This is a genomic window from Burkholderia sp. IMCC1007 (assembly GCF_027257875.1).
Classification (GTDB): Bacteria; Pseudomonadota; Gammaproteobacteria; order Burkholderiales; family Burkholderiaceae; genus Burkholderia.
On record NZ_JAPVQY010000054.1, the window covers coordinates 1 to 18,291 of the forward strand.

The window sequence follows — 18,291 nt, forward strand, 5'->3', positions numbered from 1 at the left end:
CCCGGCGCGGCCACGCAGCCGGCGCGGCCCCGCACCCGGCGCGGCCACGCAGCCGGCACGGTCCCGCAGCCGGCACGGCCACGCACCCGCCGCGGTCCGTACGCGGCACGGTCCGTACCCGGCACGGTCCGCACCTGGCGCGGTGGCGCGCCGGCATCGTTACTGCACGCAGGCCGTGCGCGACACGCGATGAAACGCGCGGCTGAAGTAGATCAGGCTGTCGCCGTCGTGGCGCACGCGGATCGACGTCGCTTCGATGAACATCACCGAATGCGAGCCGACTTCCTTCATCTCGGCGATCGTGCCCTGCAGGCTCGCGAGCGCATCGCGCAGCACGGGCACGTCCTGTTCGCCGCGATCCCACACCGGCAGCTCGAAGCGCCGCGCCATCGGCAGCTCGGTCATGCCCGCGAAATGCCGCGCGAGCTGTTCGTGCTCGGCCGGCAGCACGTTGATGCACACGTGACGATTGCGCTGGAAGATCGCATGCATCGCGCTCGACCGGTTCAGGCACACGAGCAGCGTCGGCGGTGCGTCGGTGACCGAGCACACGGCGCTCGCGGTGATCCCGCAGCGGCCGTGCGGCCCCGCGGTGGTGATGACGTTGACGGCCGCGCCGAGGTGGGCCATCGCTTGCCGGAAGGCCTTTTGCGCGTCGGTCGGTTCGGCGCGCGCCGGTTGCGGGGTATCGGTCGTTGCGGACATGGGCGCTCCTGGTTGGATGAAGGCGGCGAACGCGGGCGCTGTCGATGCAGCATCGCTCGGCCGACGATGACCCAAGCGTACGTCGCGAAAATGCCGTCGACCATTCGCACGAACGATGACGAAGATGGCGTTCGCGCCAACGTATCTAAAGGTTCTACCTAGATGCGCGGCACGCTGCGCGAAAAAATCAGCGATTGTGCGTTGACGCGGTACGTGAAGGGGTATTCAGCGGATTTTCGGCTCGCTATGATGTGCCGCATACCCCGACGAACGACGCCTGCATCACCCCTGCGTCGCGCGTGATACCGATATCGATATTTTGCGAGACACCCCGATGACGTCACCCGCTCCGATCGTATACATCGTCGACGACGACAGCGGCATGCGGACGTCGCTCGCGTGGCTGCTCGAATCGGTCGGCATCGCGTCCGAAGGGTTCGCGAACGCGGCCGATTTTCTTGCGCGCTTCGACGTGAACCAGCCCGCATGTCTGGTGCTCGACGTGCGGATGCCGGAGAAAAGCGGCTTCGACGTGCAGGCGGAATTGAATGCGCGCGGCGCGACGCTGCCGGTGATCTTCGTCAGCGGGCACGGCGACATCCCGATGTCGGTGCGCGCGCTACAGAACGGCGCGATCGATTTCGTCGAGAAGCCGTACAACTCGCAGCAGATGCTCGAGCGCGTGCAACGCGCGCTGCGGCTCGCGCAGCAGCGGCATGCCGTGAGCCAGCGCCACCGCGAGCTGCGCCAGCGGCTCGATGCGCTGACCGCGCGCGAGAAGGAAGTGCTGCGCGGCGTCGTCGACGGCAAGGGCAGCAAGCAGATCGCGTCGGATCTGTCGATCAGCGTGAAGACCGTCGACGTGCATCGCGCGAGCATCAAGGAGAAACTCGGCGCGACGTCGATCGCCGCGCTGGTGCGCGACGTGATGGTCGTGTGGGGCGACGGCGGGGAGTCGTCGCGCTAGCGGGCGGCTCGCGCATACTGGCCGCGCGACGCGAAGCATGCCAAGTACGCGAAGCACGCCAAGCACGCCAAGCACGCCAAGCACGCCAAGCACGCCAAGTGCGCCAAGTGCGCCAAGTGCGCCAAGTACGCGATGCAGCCCATGCAACTGACGCGCATGCGCCACGCACACCGCAAACGGCAAACGGCAAACGGCAAACGGCAAACGGCAAACGGCAAACGGCAAACGGCAAACGGCAAACACGCGCCGCGCGCGCACCTGCGCACGGCACCGCACGCCACCGCGCTCGATGCGTGCCACCGCTCAACGCATATACAACCCGCCGTTGATATCCCAGCACGCGCCGTTCGCGAAATGCGCGTCGCCCGACGCGAGCAGCACGGCCGCATCCGCGACGAAGCCGGCCGACCCGAGCTTGCCGCCCGGCAGGCTCGCGAGCACCTGCCGCAGCTTTTCCGGTGCAACGCTTTCGTACACGATCGGCAAATCCAGCGGGCCCGGCGAGATCGCATTGACGGTCACGCCGTGCGCGGCGAGATCGCGCGCGAACACCTTGGTCAGCGTCAGCGTGCCGCCTTTCGCGGCCGCATAGTGGGCACCCGTCGCCGAGCCGCCGTTCTGCCCGGCGAGCGACGCGATGTTGACGATGCGGCCTGCGCCCTGCGTCGCGAAGTACTGACCGAACACCTGGCACCCGAACAGCACGCTGCGCAGGTTAACGTCGATCACCTGGTCGAACTGCTCGGCCGTGATTTCCATCGCGGGCACGACCTTCGACGCGCCCGCATTGTTCACGAGCACGTCGATCGTGCCCCAGCGTGCGACGAGCGCATCGCGCGCGGCTTCAAAATCGCGTTTCGACGTGACGTCGAGCGGCAGCGCGATCGCGCGTTCGCCGCTCGCATCGAGTTCGCGCGCATGCGCGTGAATGGCATCGCCAGCGATATCGCCCAGCGCGACGCGATAGCCGGCCGCATGAAAGCGTTCGGCGATGACGGCGCCGAGCCCGCGCGCGGCGCCGGTGACGACAACAACTCGATCTGACATGGTGTGGGGTTCCGTGGTTCGCGGGCACACGCCGGTGGCAGCGGCGCCCGCATCGTGGTTCATGCGGCCAATGCCGTTTCGAAGTGTGCCGCGATCGCACACACCTGTTCGTCCGCGCCCTTGCGTCCGACGATCTGCAAGCCGGCCTTCAACGGCGTCCCCGCGAGCGGCAGCGGCAGGCTGAGCGCCGGATGGCCGCTCAGGTTGAACGGTCGGATCAGCGACGACATCGCAATCACCGATACGCCGTCGCGTGCCTGCTGAAGCGTGATCGGCAGCGCGGGCAGCGTCGGCAGCACCAGCACGTCCGCGCGTTCGAGCGCGGCGTCGACTTGCGCGGTGAAGCGCGCGCGCACGGCTTCGGCTTCCGCGAGCGCGGCCGGCGTTGTCGTCGCGGCCGCGCGCAGCCGTGCATCGAGATCGGCGCCGAGCTTGCCGGTTGCGACGAGATGACCGAACGCGCGCGACGTCTCCGCGTTGATGACCGAGAGCCCCGCCGCGAACGCGGCGGGCATGTCGTCGAGCACGACATCGTGCGCACGCAGCCGCGAAGCGCGCACGGCCGCGTCGAGCGCGGCCGCGATCGCAGGATCGGCATCGACGATCACGCGCGCGATCGTGCAGTCGGCGGCGGCCGCGGCCGCACTCGGCCGATCGAAGCCGGGTGCGATGGCGGCCATCACGGCCGCGAGCGTGCGGATATCGCGTGCGAACGGGCCGACGCAATCGAGCGTGGTATCGGCGGGCGCGACGCCGCGCCGCGACACGCGGCCGAACGTCGGTTTCAGCCCCGCCACGCCGCAGCACGCGGCCGGCCCGCGGATCGAGCCGCCGGTATCGGTGCCGAGCGCCGCGTCGACCATGCCGAGCCCGACGAGCGACGCGGACCCGCTCGACGAGCCGCCCGGAATGCGCGTCGGATCCTGCGGATTGACCGGCGTGCCCGTGTAGTCGTTGATGCCCGTCATCCCGAACGCGAGCTCGTGCATGTTCGCCTTGCCGGCGATCTGCCAGCCGGCATCGAGCAGCAGCCGGACCACGTCCGCATGCTGCGCGGCGGGCGGCGCGTCGGCGAGCGCGCGGCTTGCCGCGCGGGTCGGATGGCCGGCGATGTCGATCGTGTCCTTGATCGCGATCGTCGGGCCCGGCCCGCCCAGCGTGAAGGTATCGATGAAGCCTGTCATGGTGAGATGGCCTGCGAATACGGTGAAAGGGTTCAGGACCGCGGCGCGGCGGCGAGCGGCCACGGGCCGTCGAGCACGCGCTCGGTGCGGAAATGGCGGATCAGCCAGGTCGCGCCGTCGGCCGATGGTGCGAAATCGATCGTCAGCCGCGCGGCGATCAGCTCGGCCGTGCCGTCGGCGTAGCGCGATGCCTGCAGCATGATCCAGCGGCCGCGCGCGTTCGCACGATCGGTGTCGACGTCGATCGACTCCGACGTCAGGAAATGCAGGTTCGCCGCGAAATGCGGAGCGGGCGGCAGATAGCGGTGCAGCATCGCGACGATCGCGTCCGTGCCTTCGAGTCGGCCGAACTTGCTCGCGTACTGCGGGCCGATGCCTTCCCACACCGCGTCGGGCGTGAACAGCGCGGCGAGCGCCGGGCCGTCGCCGGCGTCCTCGGGCACGTCGCACAACGCCATGTAGCGCGTGATCGTCGCGCGCACCGCACGTTCGGCGTCGAGCGCCGCCACGCGCCGTGCGAGCGCGCCGAGTGCTTCGCGTACGTCGAGAGCCTCGAGCGTACGCATCGAATCAGGTCCGGTCATCGGATGCCTCACGCCGCGGGTTTCGCTGCCGGCGGCACGGTCAGCGCACGACCGACACGCGCCTCGATCTTGCCGTAGCGCCACAGGTTGTATTCGCCGACGGGCGTCGTGCGATACAGGTTGCACACGGCGACCGTCGTGTCGAAGTCGGCGACGTCGGCCATGATGTAGAACGTCCACGGCGCACCGTCGGCCTGGCCGACGACGAGACGATCGTCGTCCATCACGCCGAGCACGCGCACGCCGGGCATCGCCTCGATGGCGGCGAGCATCGTGCCGTACGCTTGCCACACTTCGCCGATCTTCTCGCGCGGCAGGTCGAAGAAATTCTGCGACACGCCGCAGCAGAACAGCACGCGCAGCGGCAGCGGATTCGAATCGGACATGACAGGTTCTCCTGAAGAATGGGGTGCGATTGCGTCGAAGTCGAGGTCGATCGACGCGGATTACAGATAGCCCGGAAACGGCGTGACGCCGGTGAACACGGCGCCGGCGCCGTCGAAGTTGCCTTCGCCGAGAAACGCGTGCTGCGTGACGACCATCGCGTCGCGCAGCAGCCGCTGCAGCGGATGCGTGCGATAGATCGCGGCCGTGCCGCCGAGACGGTACGCGCGCTCGACCACGCTCGCGCCTTCGCGAGCGATCTGCGTGGCGGCGAGCCTCAGCAGGCTGACCTGCTCGGCCGTCACGGGGTTGCCGGCGAGGATCGATTGCCAGACGGAATCGGTCGCGTCGTAGAAGAACGCGCGCGCCGAGCGCAGTTGCGCCTCGGCCTTCGCGAGCTCGATGCGGTAGTACGCGCGATCGGCGAGGCGAGGTGCGCCGGTGGTCGTCTGGCGGCCGCCCGACATGCGGTTCACGACGTCGAGCGCCGCGCGCGCGAGCCCGAGGTTGACGACGGCGAGCACCTGCGCCGCATACGCGACGGTCGGGTAGCGGTACAGCGGTTCGTCGACGGTCGGCTCGCCGCCGCGCACGAACGTCCATGCCTCGGGCACGAAGCGGTCGTCGACGCGCAGGTCGTGGCTGCCGGTGCCCTGCATGCCGACCACGTTCCAGTTCTCGACGATCTCGACTTCGCCGGCGCGGAACACGGCCGTGCGCGGCTTGTTCGGTGCGGCGCCCTGTGCGCCGGGCACCGCGATGCCGACGCCGAGCCAGTCGGCGCCCTTGCAGCCGCTCGCGAATTTCCACGTGCCGTTCACGCGCCAGCCGCCGGGCGCGGCTTGCGCCGGCTGCACCGGGAACAGCCCGCCCGCGAACACCTGGTCGGGGCCGCTTGCGTACAGCTCGGCCTGCGTATCGAGCGGCAATGCGGCGAGATAGACGTTCGCGGAACCGAAGCTCGCGACCCATGCCGCGGAGCCGTCGGCGGTCGCGATCCGCTCGATCATGTCGAGGAACGCGGTCGGTGCGAGCGCATCGCCGCCGAAGCGGCGCGGCGTGCCTGCACGATAGATGCCGGCCTCCTTGAACAGCGCGATCACGTCGCGCGGCACGTGCGACAGGCGGTCGAATTCGTCGCGGCGCGCGGTGACGATTTCGAGCACGGCGTCGAGCGGCGACACGCGCGCGGCCGCTTCGCGGACCGCATGCGGCGAGAGGGGCGCGGCGTCGATGGCGAGGGCGGCGTGGGGCATGGCTGTCTCCTGGGAATGGGTTCGATGGCGGGGCAAGACGATGGAGCCAGTCTAGAAACGCCTAAAAAGTGCAGCAATTGGTGCGTAGGGCCGCGCGACTGGTGGTGCTCCGTGCCGGACTAAAGAAATCTTCAGATGCGGGCCGCGCACGCCGATGCTATGTTGAACATCCGGCCGCGCGACGCCGCGCGCCTTCATCCGAATCCGATCATGAGTTTTCCCGACGAAGACGATTTCCACCGGCTGCTCGACGCGCTGACCACCTGCGTGCTGCTGCACGACGCGCAGACTCGCGCGATCGTGTGGGCGAACCGCGCCGCATGCATCGCGCTCGGCTTTTCCGTCGAGGAACTGCTGCCGCTGAAGGCGCCGGACATGACGCGCCCCGAACCGAAATACCGGCGCGAGATCGCGGTGAGCGCATGGGATCGCGCACTCGCCGACGGCCCGCAGGTGTACGAATGGTGCTATCGATCGCGCACGGGCGTCGACATGCTGTCCGAGGCCACCGCGACGTATGTACCGCTGCGCGGGCGCGATGTCGTGATGGTGCAGTTCCGCGACATCAGTGCGGAAGAGGCGGTCCGCCAGCAACTGCGCCGCTACGAGGCGCGGCTGCGCGAATTCATGCAGGATCTCGACGAAGGCATCGCGGTCGTGACGCCGCATGGCCGCGTGCAGTTCATCAGCGAGTCGGGCCGCCGTGTGCTCGGGCTCGCGCCCGACGAAGCGCTCGGCGAGGTGCTCGACTACTGCTCCGCGGCCGATCGCGACCGGCTCGTCGCACAGCTGCGCGATGCGCCGTCGGCGCATCCGTCCGCGCCGCAGCGCTACCGGATCGTGCGGCGCGACGGCTCGCGATGCTGGCTGCGCATCCTGTGCCGACAGGTCGAGATCGAAGGCGATCTCGACGGGCTGCTCGTGCAGTTCCGCGACGTCAGCGACGAAGTCGCGATCGAGGACGCGCGCCGCGCCGAGGCGCGGATGCTCGAATACGCGGGGCGCTACAACGCGATGGGCGAGATGGCGAGCGTGATCGCGCACGAGCTGAGCCAGCCGCTCGCGGCCGTGCGCAACTTCATCGAGGGCGCGGTGCAGCGGCTGAACACGCGCGGCGCCGTCGACGATGCGATCTGGGGGCTGCGCAGCGCGGATCGGCAGGCCGAGCATGCGGCGCTGATCATCAAGAGCGTGCGCGAATTCATCGTGAAGCGCGAACCGGTCGTCGCGCTCGCCGACCTGCGCGAGATTCTCGCCGACGTCGCGTATTTCATCGAGCTGCGTGCGAAGGAGGCGGGTGTGACGGTCGAGATCGTGCAGGCCGACGCGCCGCTGCCGATTCGCTGCGAGCGCGTGCTGATCGGGCAGGTGATCCTGAATCTCGCGTTCAATGCGATCGAGGCGTTCGCCGGTTGCGAACGTGCGTCGCGCACGCTGACGCTCGGCACCGCGATCGTCGACGGGCACGCGGAGCTGCGCGCGATCGACAACGGGCCGGGGGTGGCGGAAGGGGCGCACGACCGGCTGTTCGACGGCTTCTCGTCGTCGAAGGCCGGCGGCAATGGAATCGGCTTGTCGCTGTGCAAGAGCATCGTCACGCGGCACGGCGGGCGTATCGTCGCGAGCCCGGCCGCGGGTGGGGGGCTTGATTGCCGTGTGACGTTGCCGCTTGCCGGTTCGGCTGCCTAGCGGCTGTGTTGCGTCACGGCGGAGAAGGGCGTCACGGGCATCACGGACATCGCGGACATCACGGACGTCACGGACATCACGGACGTCACGGACATCACGGACGTCACGGACATCACGGACATCACGGACATCACGGACGTCACGGACATCACGGACGTCACGGACGTCACAGAGGTCGCGGACATCACAGACGCCACGTACGCCACGGCAGGGCGCCGGCGTACGATGGAGCGACACCCGGCCCATGATCAGCGCCCCAGCGCCCGCGCGGTCTGGCCGCCGATCCCGAAGTCGGTGTTCGGGATGGCCTTGATGATCACGCGTGTCGCCTGCAACGGCGCGTCGAGCACGGTCGCAGCAGCGTCGGAAAGCGCCGCAATCAACGCGCGCTTCTGCTCGTCGGTGCGGCCGGCGATCAGGATCGCGACGATCACCGGCAACGACGGCGGCGCGCCATCGGCCGCGGTGCGGCCGCCGAGGCCGATATGCGTCGCCGGCAATTCGGTGAGCAGCACGCGCACCGATTCGATCGGCGCGCCGATCGAATCGACGGTCGCGTTGCTGAGCCGTGCGATCAGTTCGGCCTTGCGTGCATCATCATGGGCGGCCGGCAGGAAAACTTCGAGTGTTGGCATGGTCGTCGGGAAAGGTGAAGGTGACTGGTTCACCGTTGCGTTGGCGGCGGTGAACCGGCGATTGCTCACAGGTGAAGGCGACCGGTTCGCCGTTGCACTGGCGGCGGTGAACCGACGGTGCTCACAGGTGAAGGTGACCGGCTCACCGTTGCACTGGCGGCGGCGAACCGACGGCCGCTCACCGGTGAACGTGACCGGTTCACCGTTGCACTCGCGGCGGCGAACCGGCAGTCGCTCACAGGTGAAGGTGACCGGCTCACCGTTGTGCTTGCGACGGCGAACCGGCGGCTGCTCACAGGTGCTCACGGGTGAAGGTGACCCGCTCACCATTGCGCTGGCGACGGCGACCCGCCGCCCGCTTACAGCAGGAAACCGATCGCGCTGAGCGCTTCGGTCGAGTCGATCAGGCGCACGACCTTCTCCGCGATCCGCATCTCGCCGTCGGCATCGACCTGCAGCTTGTGCGTGACGTCGGCCGCGAACAGCGTTGCGACGCCGCGCTTGTACGCGACGACGACCTGCGCGGACTTCAGCTCGACGATGCCGGCGCTGCCGCTCTCCAGCGTGAAGCGCGACACGGTGCGCACCGTGCGCGCCGCGTCGACGGCCGACGCCGAATAGCCCGACACCATCCGCTGCACGCGCTTCTCGCGCATGTCGTGATCGTCGAACACGTAGTTCAGCGTCGCCGCGAAGTCGGTCGCGTCGGGATCGATCGGCACCACGTAGTGGCCGGCCGGGTCCCACCGGTCGAGCCACGCGCGATAGTCGCGGCGATCCAGCATCTCGGCTTCACGCCATACGAATTCCACCGCACGGGCGAAGGTCTGCTCGGAAAGGAGGGCGTTGCGGTCGTCCATTACTGTTGCTCCATCATTTTTCGCCATTGCTGGTAGGCCTCGCGCATGCCGGTTTCGTCGGTCGCATGCGCGGTCTTTTCGCCGTTCGCGGCGGTCGTCTCGCGGTTCAGCCCGCGGTTCACGAGGATCGGCACGTCGGGGCCCGCATGCGCGCCGCGCTGCACGCGCTCCCACGCTTCCGCGTCGTCGGGGCTGCCGAAACCGAACGGCCCCTGGAAATGCTCGTGGATGCGCAGCCGTTCGCGGTTCGCTTCGTCCGGGCCGCCGTCCATCGCGAGCGCGACGTGGCGGATCTCGGTTTCGTTCGCGGAGATCGGCCGCAGCACGCGGAAGAACGCCATCGACAGCGCGAGGTTCGGGAACAGGTTCAGGTTGAAGCCGACGCCCATCAGCGAGCGCACGATGCGACGCACCTCTTCGGACGTGTGGCGCTCGGCGAGCTTCGCCGCGAGCGGCGCGAAGCGCTCGGGCAGCGGCGCGCCGTCGTCTGCGTCGAGGTCGACCAGCTCGGGCATCAGCACCGCGAGGCTGTGGCCGTTGCCGAGCGAGCGGCAGAACGCATCGTCGCTCGTCATGAAGCTCGTGATCGCGGCGGCCGTCTCGTCGTCGATCGACTTCATCCACGACTTGTGTACCACCGGGAAGTGATAGAGGTCGGTGGTGTTCTCGAGCTGGATCTTCCAGTTGCCCTTGAACTTGAACTTGTGCTCGCCATTCGCCTTGATCGGGTAGCCGGCACCCTGTTTCATGAACAGGTCGATCCACGGCTTCGCGCCGCCGAGGAAATCCGCGAGCGGTTCGATGTCGTCGTTGAAGCTCGCGAAGATCAGCCCCTGGTACACGCCCACGCGCAGCTTCACGAGCGGCAGGTCGCCTTTCTCGCACACGCCTTCGTAGCCGTCGCCGTACGGCAGCGCGCGCAGCGTGCCGTCGAGCGCGTACGACCAGCTGTGGTACGGGCACGTGAAGCCCTTCGCATTGCCCTTGTGCGATTCGCACACGGTCGCGCCGCGATGGCGGCAGCGGTTCTGCAGCACGTTGATTTCGCCGGTCTTGTCGCGCACGACGATCACCGGCTGGCGGCCGATCGTCGTCGTGATGAAGTCGCCCGGCTTCGGCAGCTCGCTCTCGTGCGCGACCCAGATCCAGGTGCGGTAGAAGATGCGCTCGAGCTCGGCTTCGAACAGCGCCGGGTCGTGATACATCGCGGGCGCGATGCGGTCGGGCTGCGCGAAGCCATGCAACGCGCGGGTATCGATCGTCTGGTAGGAAGTGTCGCTCATCGTCGTCGTGGGGAAAGAGTCGCGAAACCGGGCTGCGCTCTGTGTGCAGCGTCGGGAGACCAGTCTCGTCTTCTGCTACATATCCGTCAAATTGATCTAAAATTGCCAATCAAATAAATGCGGCAAATGATGGAGGTCACGATGACATCGGTCGATCATCTCGATCTGAACCTGTTGCGGGTGTTCCAGGCGATCGTCGAGGAACGCAGCCTGACCAAGGCCGGCGAGCGGCTTGCGCTGTCGCAGCCTGCCGTCAGTTATTCGCTCGGGCGACTGCGCACGCTGTTCGACGACCCGCTGTTCGTGCGCACGCGCGCGGGCATGCAGCCGACGCCGGTCGCGCTCGAACTCGCGGGCATCGTCGGCAAGGCGCTCGACATGGTGCGCGTCGCGCTGCGCTACGCGGAGCGGTTCGATCCGGCCACCAGCACGCGCACGTTCCGGCTGTCGCTGTCGGATGCCGGCGAGATGGCGTACCTGCCGGCGATCTGCCAGGCGCTGCGCGAGCGCGCGCCGCGCGTGACGCTCAGCGTGCAGCCGCTGCCGGTGGAGGAGATCGAGGAAGCGCTGCGCGCGAGCCGGCTCGACTTCGCGATCGGCAACCTGCCGGAGCTGATGCCGCGCACGCGCCACCAGGTGCTGTTCGAGGAAACCTACGTGTGCATGACGGGGCGCCGGCGCGGGCTGCCGACCGCCGCCGCGCTGAGCCTCGAGCAGTTCGTGCGCGCCGCGCACGTCAACGTGAAATCGGTCGAGCACAGCCACCACGCGCTCGACGACGCGTTGCGCGCGCAGGGCGTGGGCCGCAACATCGCGCTCGAGGTGCCGCACTTCGTCGCGCTGCCGAGCGTGCTGTCGGTCACCGATCTGTATGCGACGCTGCCGAAGCGGCTCGCGCAGATCCTGAACCGCGACAACGCGTTCCGGCTGTACGACCTGCCGGTCACGCTGCCGCCGGCGCCGGTGACGATGCACTGGCACGAGCACTTCCACGAGGACGAAGGCAACGCGTGGATGCGCGCGCTGCTCGCCGAGATCGTCGAGCGGTTCGATGCGTGATGGCGGCGCGCGCCGAGCTGTGTCAGGCGCGCGCGTGGGGGAACGTCAGTACGCCAATGCATTTGCGCATCAGCGCATCAGCGTACTAAAGCACCAGCGCACCACGCACCAGGGGCATCAGCGTACCAACGCATCAGCGCACGGACGCACCGATGCACCGACGCACCGACGCACCGACGCACCGACGCACCGACGCACCGACGAAGCACCGACGTACCAGCGCATCAGCGCATCAGCGCATCAGCGCATCAACGCATCAGAGATCGAGCACGAGCACCGCCGAACGCGCGCGCGACACGCAGCAGCAGATCACCGTGTTGCTCGCGCGTTCGGCCTTGCTCAGGCAATGGTCGCGATGATCGGGCTCGCCGTCGATCACTGGCACCATGCAGGTGCCGCACACGCCTTCGCCGCATGACGTATCGACTTCGACGCCGATGCGCGCGAGCGCGTCGACGATCGACGTGTCGGGCGTCACGCGTACCGATTGGCCGCTGCGCTGCAGGCGCACTTCGAAACCGTCGGCCGGGCTCGCGCCGGCTTCGGCACTGCTTGCAACCGCGGCAACGGGTTCTGCCGCGAAGCGTTCGAGATGAATCGCGTCTTCCGGGATTCGCTTGGCCGCTGCTGCGACGACTGCATCCATGAACGGCCCGGGGCCGCACGTATAGACATGCGCTTGCAGATCGATCGACTCGATGCAGCGGCCGAGTTCGGCCACGAGCGCATCCGGCTCGACGCCGTAGTGGAACGTCACGTGCGACGCGAACGGTTCGGCCGACAGTTCGTCGACGAACGCCGCGTGATCGCGGCTGCGCGCGAAATAGTGCAGCCGATAACGCGCGCCGCGCTGGTGCAGCGCGTACGCCATCGACAGCAGCGGCGTGATGCCGATGCCGGCTGCGATCAGCACATGCTCGCTCGCGTCATCGGTCAGACGAAACAGGTTGCGTGGCGTCCCGATCGACAATTCGGCGCCGACGCTCACGTCGTCGTGCAGCGAACGCGAGCCGCCGCGCGACTGCGTTTCCTTCTTCACCGCGAACAGATAACTGCCGCGCTCGTCGGGGTTACCGCACAGCGAATATTGCCGCGTGACGCCGGACGGCGCGGTGACGTCGATATGGGCGCCCGGTTCGTACGCGTCGAACGGCTGGCCGTCGACGCGCGAGACCCGGAAGCAGCGGATGTCCTGCGCCGCGTCGATCAGCGCGTCGATCCGGACCTGGTGGCGGTTCGCTTGCATGGGAAATTCCGTGGGGTAGAGGAACGCGGCGCGGCAGAGCACCGCGCCGTCATGCAGTCGAGAATAGGGATGGGCATCGCATAAATCAAATCGATTAAAAAGCGATACCTGAATCAGTGGAATGGATAATTGTCGGGCGCTCGCCGCTCGCCGCTCGCCGCTCGCCGCTCGCCGCTCGCCGCTCGCGGCTCGGCGCTCGGCGCTCGGCGCTCGGCGCTCAACGCACGGCGACCGCCTCGCCAGCCCCGGCGGCCTGCGGCGCCGCGGCCGACGCATGACCGCGTTCGCGCTCGAGGCTGCGGCGATAGTGGCGGCAGCCGACGGCGAGCAGCAGCGCGGCGAGCGTCGCCGCCGCGACGTTGACGATCGACATCGAGTGACCGACCGCGGCCGGCACGCCGAACACGCGATCGGTGAACAGCGCGACGACGGTCGTGCCGATCCCGAGTGCGATCAGGTTCGACACGAGCAGGAACAGCGCGGAGATCTGCGCGCGCATCTGGTTCGGCGCGAGCGTCTGCATTGCGGCGGTCGACGTCGGCATCGGGAACGACGCGAAGAACATCGCGACGACCAGCATCGCGAGCGACGCCGGCAGGCTGTCGAGCTGCGTGAAGAGCGTCGCGGGAATCACCATGCACGCGGCGCCGATCGCGCCGGCACGCATCGGCGCATCGCCGCGGCCGCGCCGCAGCAGCCAGTCGTTGAGCCAGCCGCCGCAGAACACGCCGGCGGTGTTCGCGACCAGCAGCACGATGCCGAGCGTGTAGCCGGCTTCGACGGCCGTCATCCCGAAGCGGCGGATATAGAACGCGGGCGTCCAGCTCAGCAGGCAGTACAGCGTCATCGCGTAGAACGAGAAGCCGAGGTAATGGCACGCGAAGGTCGCGCGATGCGTGCCGACGAAGCGCAGCGAATCGCGTATCGACACGCGCCGCACGGCGCCCGAGCGATCCTGCGCGAGCCCCTTGCGCTGCGGGTCGCGCACGGTCGCGGCGAACAGCAGCGCGACGAGGATGCCCGGCAGCCCGACGATCAGGAACGTGACCTGCCACGCATGCACCTGCCCGACGACCGGCAGCGTGAACGCGCTCGCATGCTTGAGCAACGCGATCACGTAGCCGCCGATCAGGAACGCGATGCCGCCGCCGATGAACGAGCCGAGCGAATACACGGCGATCGCGCGCCCGAGCTTCTCCTTCGGGAAGTAGTCGGCGAGCATCGAATATGCGCCGGGCGACAGCGCGGCCTCGCCGACGCCGACGCCCATCCGCGCGATGAACATCTGCACGAAGTGCTGGCTCAACCCGCACGCGGCGGTTGCGACGCTCCACAGCGCGATGCCGAGCGAGATGATGCGCGGGCGCGCATAGCGGTCGGCGAGATACGCGACGGGCAGCCCCATCACCGCATAGAACAGCGAAAACGCGAAGCCGTTGAGCAGGCTGAACTGCGTATCGGACAGGTGCAGGTCGCGCTTGATCGGTTCGATCATCAGCACGAGGACCTGGCGGTCGACGAACGAAAAGATGTACGCGAGCATGCAGATGACGACGACATACCATTCGTACGTATAGCGCTTGCCGTCGGCAGCGCGGGCCGTGGATGCGGACATGCGGGTTCTCCAGGAGCGGGCGGTGGAAATGCGCGGCATCGGCCTCGCGGGCCGGGCGCCGTCGCGGCGCGAAAGCGTGCGGATGACACGATCGGAAACGCAGCGTAGTCGGCCAATTTCTGCCGCCACAGCCGGAGTGACAGCCGCGCCACACGGACATTTACCCACCCCGGTAAAGAAAACACCGAGGCCGTGCGCGCAGGGCGCCGCGCAGCGCGCGTGCGGCGGGGCGCGCGCGCATCATGCGGCCCATCTATAAGCGTTATAGAGCGCATTGCGTCGACGTCCGAAATTGTCGTTCCTAGACTCGGGCCGTTTTTGATCGGCAGCGTTCGCGTCCGAAAGCGAACGCGCTTCACAACGAACGGCGCGATGCCGATGGGCGCCGCAATTTCTACGGGACGACGCAGATGAACCATCCGAACGGGCGAGCCGACCGGCTTGCTGTACCGCTTGCCACGCTTGCCACGCTTGCCGCCGCGCTGCTGGCGTGTGCCGCGCAGCCGGCCTTCGCACAATCGAGCGTGACGCTCTACGGCCGCATCGACACCGCAATCGAATACGCGAACGCCGGGCCGAACCACGTGGCGCGCGTGGGCAGCGGCAACCTGTGGGCGTCGCAGTGGGGGTTGAAGGGCGTCGAGGATCTCGGCGGCGGCTACGCGACGATCTTCAAGCTCGAGGACGGCTTCAACGCGGCGAGCGGCGCGCTGTCGAACAGCAGCGCGCTGTTCGGCCGCGAGGCATGGGTCGGCATCACCGGCCCGTTCGGCGGCGTGCAATTCGGCGAGCTCTACACGATCCTGCATACGACGCTCGTCACGTACAGCCTGCCCGGCCTCGGCGCGGGGCTCGCATGGGGCAATGCGACGAACAACTTCGTCGGCCCCGCGTTTCTGCGCGTGCGCAACTCGATGCGTTACACGTCGCCGCGCTATGCGGGCTTCATGCTGCGCGCGATGGCCGCGCGCGGCACCAACGGCGCGGGCGGCCAGCCGGCGACGCTCGGCGACACGTACGGCGCGGGCATCAACTACGTGCGCGGCGGATTGTCGGTCGACGTCGACTACATGCAGCAGAAGTTCAGCCCGGTGGCGGCGTCCGCGCTCGGCGCCACGAGCACGGCCGCGAACGGCAACTACGCGCTCGGTGCGATCTCGTACGACTTCAATGTCGTGAAGGTCGCCGCGCTGTACCTGCGCCATCGCGGCGGCCCGGATGTGGCGACCGCGATCGACAGCCAGAGCGCGTATCCGCACAGCGACATCATGGAACTCAGCGCGACGGTGCCGATCGGGCGCGCGTCGCTGCTGCTGAGCGTCGGCCATTACCGGAAAGTCGCCGACAGCGACGGCAACGCCGATTCGTACGGCATCCGCTTCGACTATCCGCTGTCGAAGCGCACGGTGCTGTACACGGGCGCCGCGATGGTGCGCAACGGCGCGCATGCACGCTTCGTCGTCAACGGCGCGGCCGGTGGCGGTGTCGCGGTCGCCAAGCCGGGCGCGACTGCGAGTTCGCTCGTCGCGGGCATCCTCACGTCGTTCTGACCGTTGCGGCCGACTCACCCCAGCGCCCATGCTCGTGCCCGTGCCCGTGCCCGTGCCCATGCCCGCGCCCGCTCGCACGGCTACGCGCAGGCAGGCGGCTGCGGCGCGAGCCATGCGTCGAACGGCGCCTGCTCGCCGATATTGAACAGTTCGAGCAGCAGCGCGCGCAGCCAGCGATGGCCGGGGTCCGCATCGAAGCGGCGATGCCAGTATGCGTTGACGGCCCATTCGCCGGCACCGGCGATCTCGTACAGCACGCACGGCTGGCGCGCGGCGAACGTGATCGCGACCGTCTCCGGCAGGATCAGCGCGTAATCGCCGTCCTGCAGCAGCGCCGGCACCACCATGAAATCGGGCAACGCCGCACGCACGCGCGGCATCAGCTCGTGCCGTTCGAGCAATTGCATCGACTGCGGGTGCGACGTGACGGCAACGAAGCGCAGCGCGTCGGGCGCCGTGCCGTCGAGCACGAAATCGTCGGGCAGCCCGACGCGCCGCGCGGTGCGGCGCGGCATCAGCAGCACGCAGCGTTCGTGCAGCAGCGCGGTGCGCTGGAAGTGACTCGACGCGTCGGCGAAATGCCCCAGCGCGAAATCGATGCGCCCTGATTCGAGCGCGACGTTGAGCTGGCATTCGTCGACGTGCAGCGTCTCGATCACCGCGCCCGGCGCACGCCGGTCGAATTCGGCGAGCAGCGTCGGCAGGAACGCACTCGCCGCGAAGTCGCTCATGTGCAGGCGAAACACGCGCTGCGTGCTGTCGGGTGTGAAGCGCGAGCCTTCGTCGAGCACGTCCTGCAGGATCGCGAGCGCCTTGTCGACCGAGATCGCGAGCCGTTGCGCGCGCGGCGTCGGCTCGACGCCGGTGCCGGTGCGCACGAACAGCGCGTCGCGGAACATCAGCCGCAGCCGGCCGAGCGCGTAGCTGACCGACGGCTGCGTGACGCCGAGCCGCAGCGCCGCGCGGCCGACGTGCCGTTCTTCATACACTGCGCGAAACGTCTTCAACAGATTGAGATCGAGATCCTGCACGCGCAGGCCGTCGGGTGCGTCGGCGTCGGGCGGTGCGGGGTCCGTGCGGGCCGAGGCCGACGTGCGGCCGGGAGCGGAAGGCGTCATCGTGTCTGCCTCGCGGTAACGGAGGGCGCATGGCCGTAGCGCCGCGCATACGCCTTCGCGAAATGGCCGAAGCCGTGGATGCCGTGCGCGATCAGCACGTCGGTCACGCTACGCACGTCGCCGCGTTGCAGCGCCGCATGCACGGCGGCAAGCCGCCGTTCGCGCACGTACGCGGCCGGCGTGGTGTGCAGGAACGCGCGGAACGCATGCTGCAGCGTGCGCGGCGCGACGCCCGCGACGGCCGCCAGTGCGGCGAGCGCGAGCGGATCGCCCAGGTGCGCGTCGACGTGGTCGCATGCGCGGCGCACGTGGGCCGGCAGCGGCGGCGTGCCGCGCGCCAGTGCGTCGCTGTACGAATGCGGCAGGTGCGTGAGCAGCAGCGACATCAGCCACGCGGTGAGGTCCGCGCCAAACGTCGCCGCCGATGTGCCGATGCCCGGTTGTGCGCCGAGCCGGCACAGGTATTCGAAGGTCGGCAGCACGAGCGCGGCGCCCGCGTCCGTGCCGCCGGCCGCGAGATCGAATTGCAGCGGCCGCGCGAGCGTCATATGCAGCATGTCCTGCAGCTTGCGTTCGAGCGCGCCGCGTTCGAGCCGCAGCACGAGGTTGCGGCAGTCGGGGCTCGTGCTCAGGCGACTCGCGAGCGCGGGCGACGACACGGTCAGCTCGCCCGGGCCGGCGTGTGCAACGCGATGGCCCGAGCGCAGCTCGCAGGTGCCCGACAACGTCAACCGGAACAGGAAGTGATCGGCATCGTCGCCGAACTCGATGTGCGTTTCGCGGCCGTAGCACAGTTCGAGCAGCGCGCCGTGATGCAGCGGCACCTCGTACAGCTCCGCGTGAAACGGAGCGCGGCCGCGCGCGGCCATCCGGTGCGGCCCGAGCCGGTGCGCGACCGCGCGTTCGACTTCGTCGGGCGCGTGCAGCGTGCCGAGCCGGTTCGGTGCATGTCGGGAAAGGGCGATATCCATGCGCAGGCCTCGTGTCGGATGCGTTGGCGCGGCGCTCCAAGCGTCGCCGCGATTGCGTTGCGCGAACGGGCGCGCCGTTGCGCGTTTTGAAGCGACGCGCCGCGGCACGCCGCGTAGTCTCGAAAACATTCACTCACC

17 protein-coding genes are annotated in these 18,291 nt (G+C 68.6%); 4 read left to right on the forward strand and 13 right to left on the reverse strand.

Going from position 1 to position 18,291, the window contains the following annotated elements; translation table 11 throughout:
• Positions 1–159: 159 nt before the first annotated feature.
• Positions 160–705: a 4-hydroxyphenylacetate 3-monooxygenase, reductase component gene (gene hpaC, locus O1Q03_RS31615; protein ID WP_269508347.1), complete on the reverse strand. Its 546-nt coding sequence runs from the start codon at positions 703–705 to the stop codon at positions 160–162.
• Positions 706–1,039: 334 nt separating this feature from the next.
• On the opposite strand from hpaC, the gene O1Q03_RS31620 reads away from it, so the two are divergent.
• Complete coding sequence (locus tag O1Q03_RS31620; RefSeq protein ID WP_269508349.1) at positions 1,040–1,672, forward strand: response regulator transcription factor; 633 nt, start codon at positions 1,040–1,042, stop codon at positions 1,670–1,672.
• Positions 1,673–1,975: 303 nt separating this feature from the next.
• Here the strand turns inward: O1Q03_RS31620 and O1Q03_RS31625 are convergent, their stop codons facing one another.
• Genes O1Q03_RS31625 through O1Q03_RS31645 form a run of 5 tightly spaced genes read right to left on the reverse strand, consistent with a single transcriptional unit; the run spans position 1,976 to position 6,127 of the window.
• Positions 1,976–2,719 (reverse strand): SDR family NAD(P)-dependent oxidoreductase, encoded by a 744-nt coding sequence (locus tag O1Q03_RS31625; RefSeq protein ID WP_269508352.1) that lies wholly within the window; start codon positions 2,717–2,719, stop codon positions 1,976–1,978.
• 59 nt (positions 2,720–2,778) lie between these two features.
• The gene (locus tag O1Q03_RS31630; RefSeq protein ID WP_269508355.1) at positions 2,779–3,903 is read right to left on the reverse strand and encodes an amidase; all 1,125 of its coding nucleotides are present in this window, start codon (positions 3,901–3,903) and stop codon (positions 2,779–2,781) included.
• Between the two features lie 32 nt (positions 3,904–3,935).
• A complete protein-coding gene (locus tag O1Q03_RS31635) occupies positions 3,936–4,487 on the reverse strand; it encodes a nuclear transport factor 2 family protein (RefSeq protein WP_269508357.1) in 552 nt (183 codons plus the stop codon).
• 8 nt (positions 4,488–4,495) lie between these two features.
• Positions 4,496–4,873, reverse strand: a complete 378-nt coding sequence (locus tag O1Q03_RS31640) for a hypothetical protein (protein ID WP_269508360.1) — start codon at positions 4,871–4,873, stop codon at positions 4,496–4,498.
• A 60-nt stretch (positions 4,874–4,933) separates the two neighbouring features.
• The gene (locus tag O1Q03_RS31645; RefSeq protein ID WP_269508362.1) at positions 4,934–6,127 is read right to left on the reverse strand and encodes an acyl-CoA dehydrogenase family protein; all 1,194 of its coding nucleotides are present in this window, start codon (positions 6,125–6,127) and stop codon (positions 4,934–4,936) included.
• Between the two features lie 135 nt (positions 6,128–6,262).
• On the opposite strand from O1Q03_RS31645, the gene O1Q03_RS31650 reads away from it, so the two are divergent.
• Entirely contained in the window at positions 6,263–7,816 is a 1,554-nt protein-coding gene (locus O1Q03_RS31650) for a sensor histidine kinase (RefSeq protein WP_269508364.1), read from the forward strand.
• A 248-nt stretch (positions 7,817–8,064) separates the two neighbouring features.
• On the opposite strand, the gene O1Q03_RS31655 is transcribed toward O1Q03_RS31650, so the two are convergent.
• The 3 genes from O1Q03_RS31655 to O1Q03_RS31665 form a co-directional block, all read right to left on the reverse strand.
• Positions 8,065–8,451, reverse strand: a complete 387-nt coding sequence (locus O1Q03_RS31655) for a 2-hydroxymuconate tautomerase family protein (RefSeq protein WP_269508446.1) — start codon at positions 8,449–8,451, stop codon at positions 8,065–8,067.
• A 359-nt stretch (positions 8,452–8,810) separates the two neighbouring features.
• Positions 8,811–9,311: an aromatic-ring-hydroxylating dioxygenase subunit beta gene (locus O1Q03_RS31660; RefSeq protein WP_269508367.1), complete on the reverse strand. Its 501-nt coding sequence runs from the start codon at positions 9,309–9,311 to the stop codon at positions 8,811–8,813.
• Positions 9,311–10,594 carry an aromatic ring-hydroxylating oxygenase subunit alpha gene (locus tag O1Q03_RS31665; protein WP_269508369.1) on the reverse strand — a complete coding sequence of 428 codons (1,284 nt, stop codon included), beginning with the start codon at positions 10,592–10,594 and terminating at the stop codon, positions 9,311–9,313. Before O1Q03_RS31665 ends, O1Q03_RS31660 begins: the two co-directional genes overlap by 1 nt.
• Positions 10,595–10,735: 141 nt before the next feature.
• Between O1Q03_RS31665 and O1Q03_RS31670 the strand changes: the two genes are divergently transcribed.
• The gene (locus O1Q03_RS31670) at positions 10,736–11,653 is read left to right on the forward strand and encodes a LysR family transcriptional regulator (RefSeq protein WP_269508371.1); all 918 of its coding nucleotides are present in this window, start codon (positions 10,736–10,738) and stop codon (positions 11,651–11,653) included.
• 256 nt (positions 11,654–11,909) lie between these two features.
• Here O1Q03_RS31670 and O1Q03_RS31675 read toward each other — a convergent pair whose 3' ends face one another.
• Positions 11,910–12,899, reverse strand: coding sequence for a PDR/VanB family oxidoreductase (locus O1Q03_RS31675; protein ID WP_269508374.1), 990 nt, complete (start codon positions 12,897–12,899; stop codon positions 11,910–11,912).
• A gap of 217 nt (positions 12,900–13,116) precedes the next feature.
• Positions 13,117–14,514, reverse strand: coding sequence for a spinster family MFS transporter (locus O1Q03_RS31680; RefSeq protein ID WP_269508377.1), 1,398 nt, complete (start codon positions 14,512–14,514; stop codon positions 13,117–13,119).
• A gap of 410 nt (positions 14,515–14,924) precedes the next feature.
• Between O1Q03_RS31680 and O1Q03_RS31685 the strand changes: the two genes are divergently transcribed.
• Complete coding sequence (locus tag O1Q03_RS31685; RefSeq protein ID WP_269508378.1) at positions 14,925–16,064, forward strand: porin; 1,140 nt, start codon at positions 14,925–14,927, stop codon at positions 16,062–16,064.
• Between the two features lie 80 nt (positions 16,065–16,144).
• On the opposite strand, the gene O1Q03_RS31690 is transcribed toward O1Q03_RS31685, so the two are convergent.
• A complete protein-coding gene (locus tag O1Q03_RS31690; RefSeq protein ID WP_269508381.1) occupies positions 16,145–17,182 on the reverse strand; it encodes a LysR family transcriptional regulator in 1,038 nt (345 codons plus the stop codon).
• Positions 17,179–18,153: an AraC family transcriptional regulator gene (locus tag O1Q03_RS31695; protein WP_269508384.1), complete on the reverse strand. Its 975-nt coding sequence runs from the start codon at positions 18,151–18,153 to the stop codon at positions 17,179–17,181. The genes O1Q03_RS31690 and O1Q03_RS31695 overlap by 4 nt, the downstream gene beginning before the upstream one ends.
• Positions 18,154–18,291: the final 138 nt, after the last annotated feature.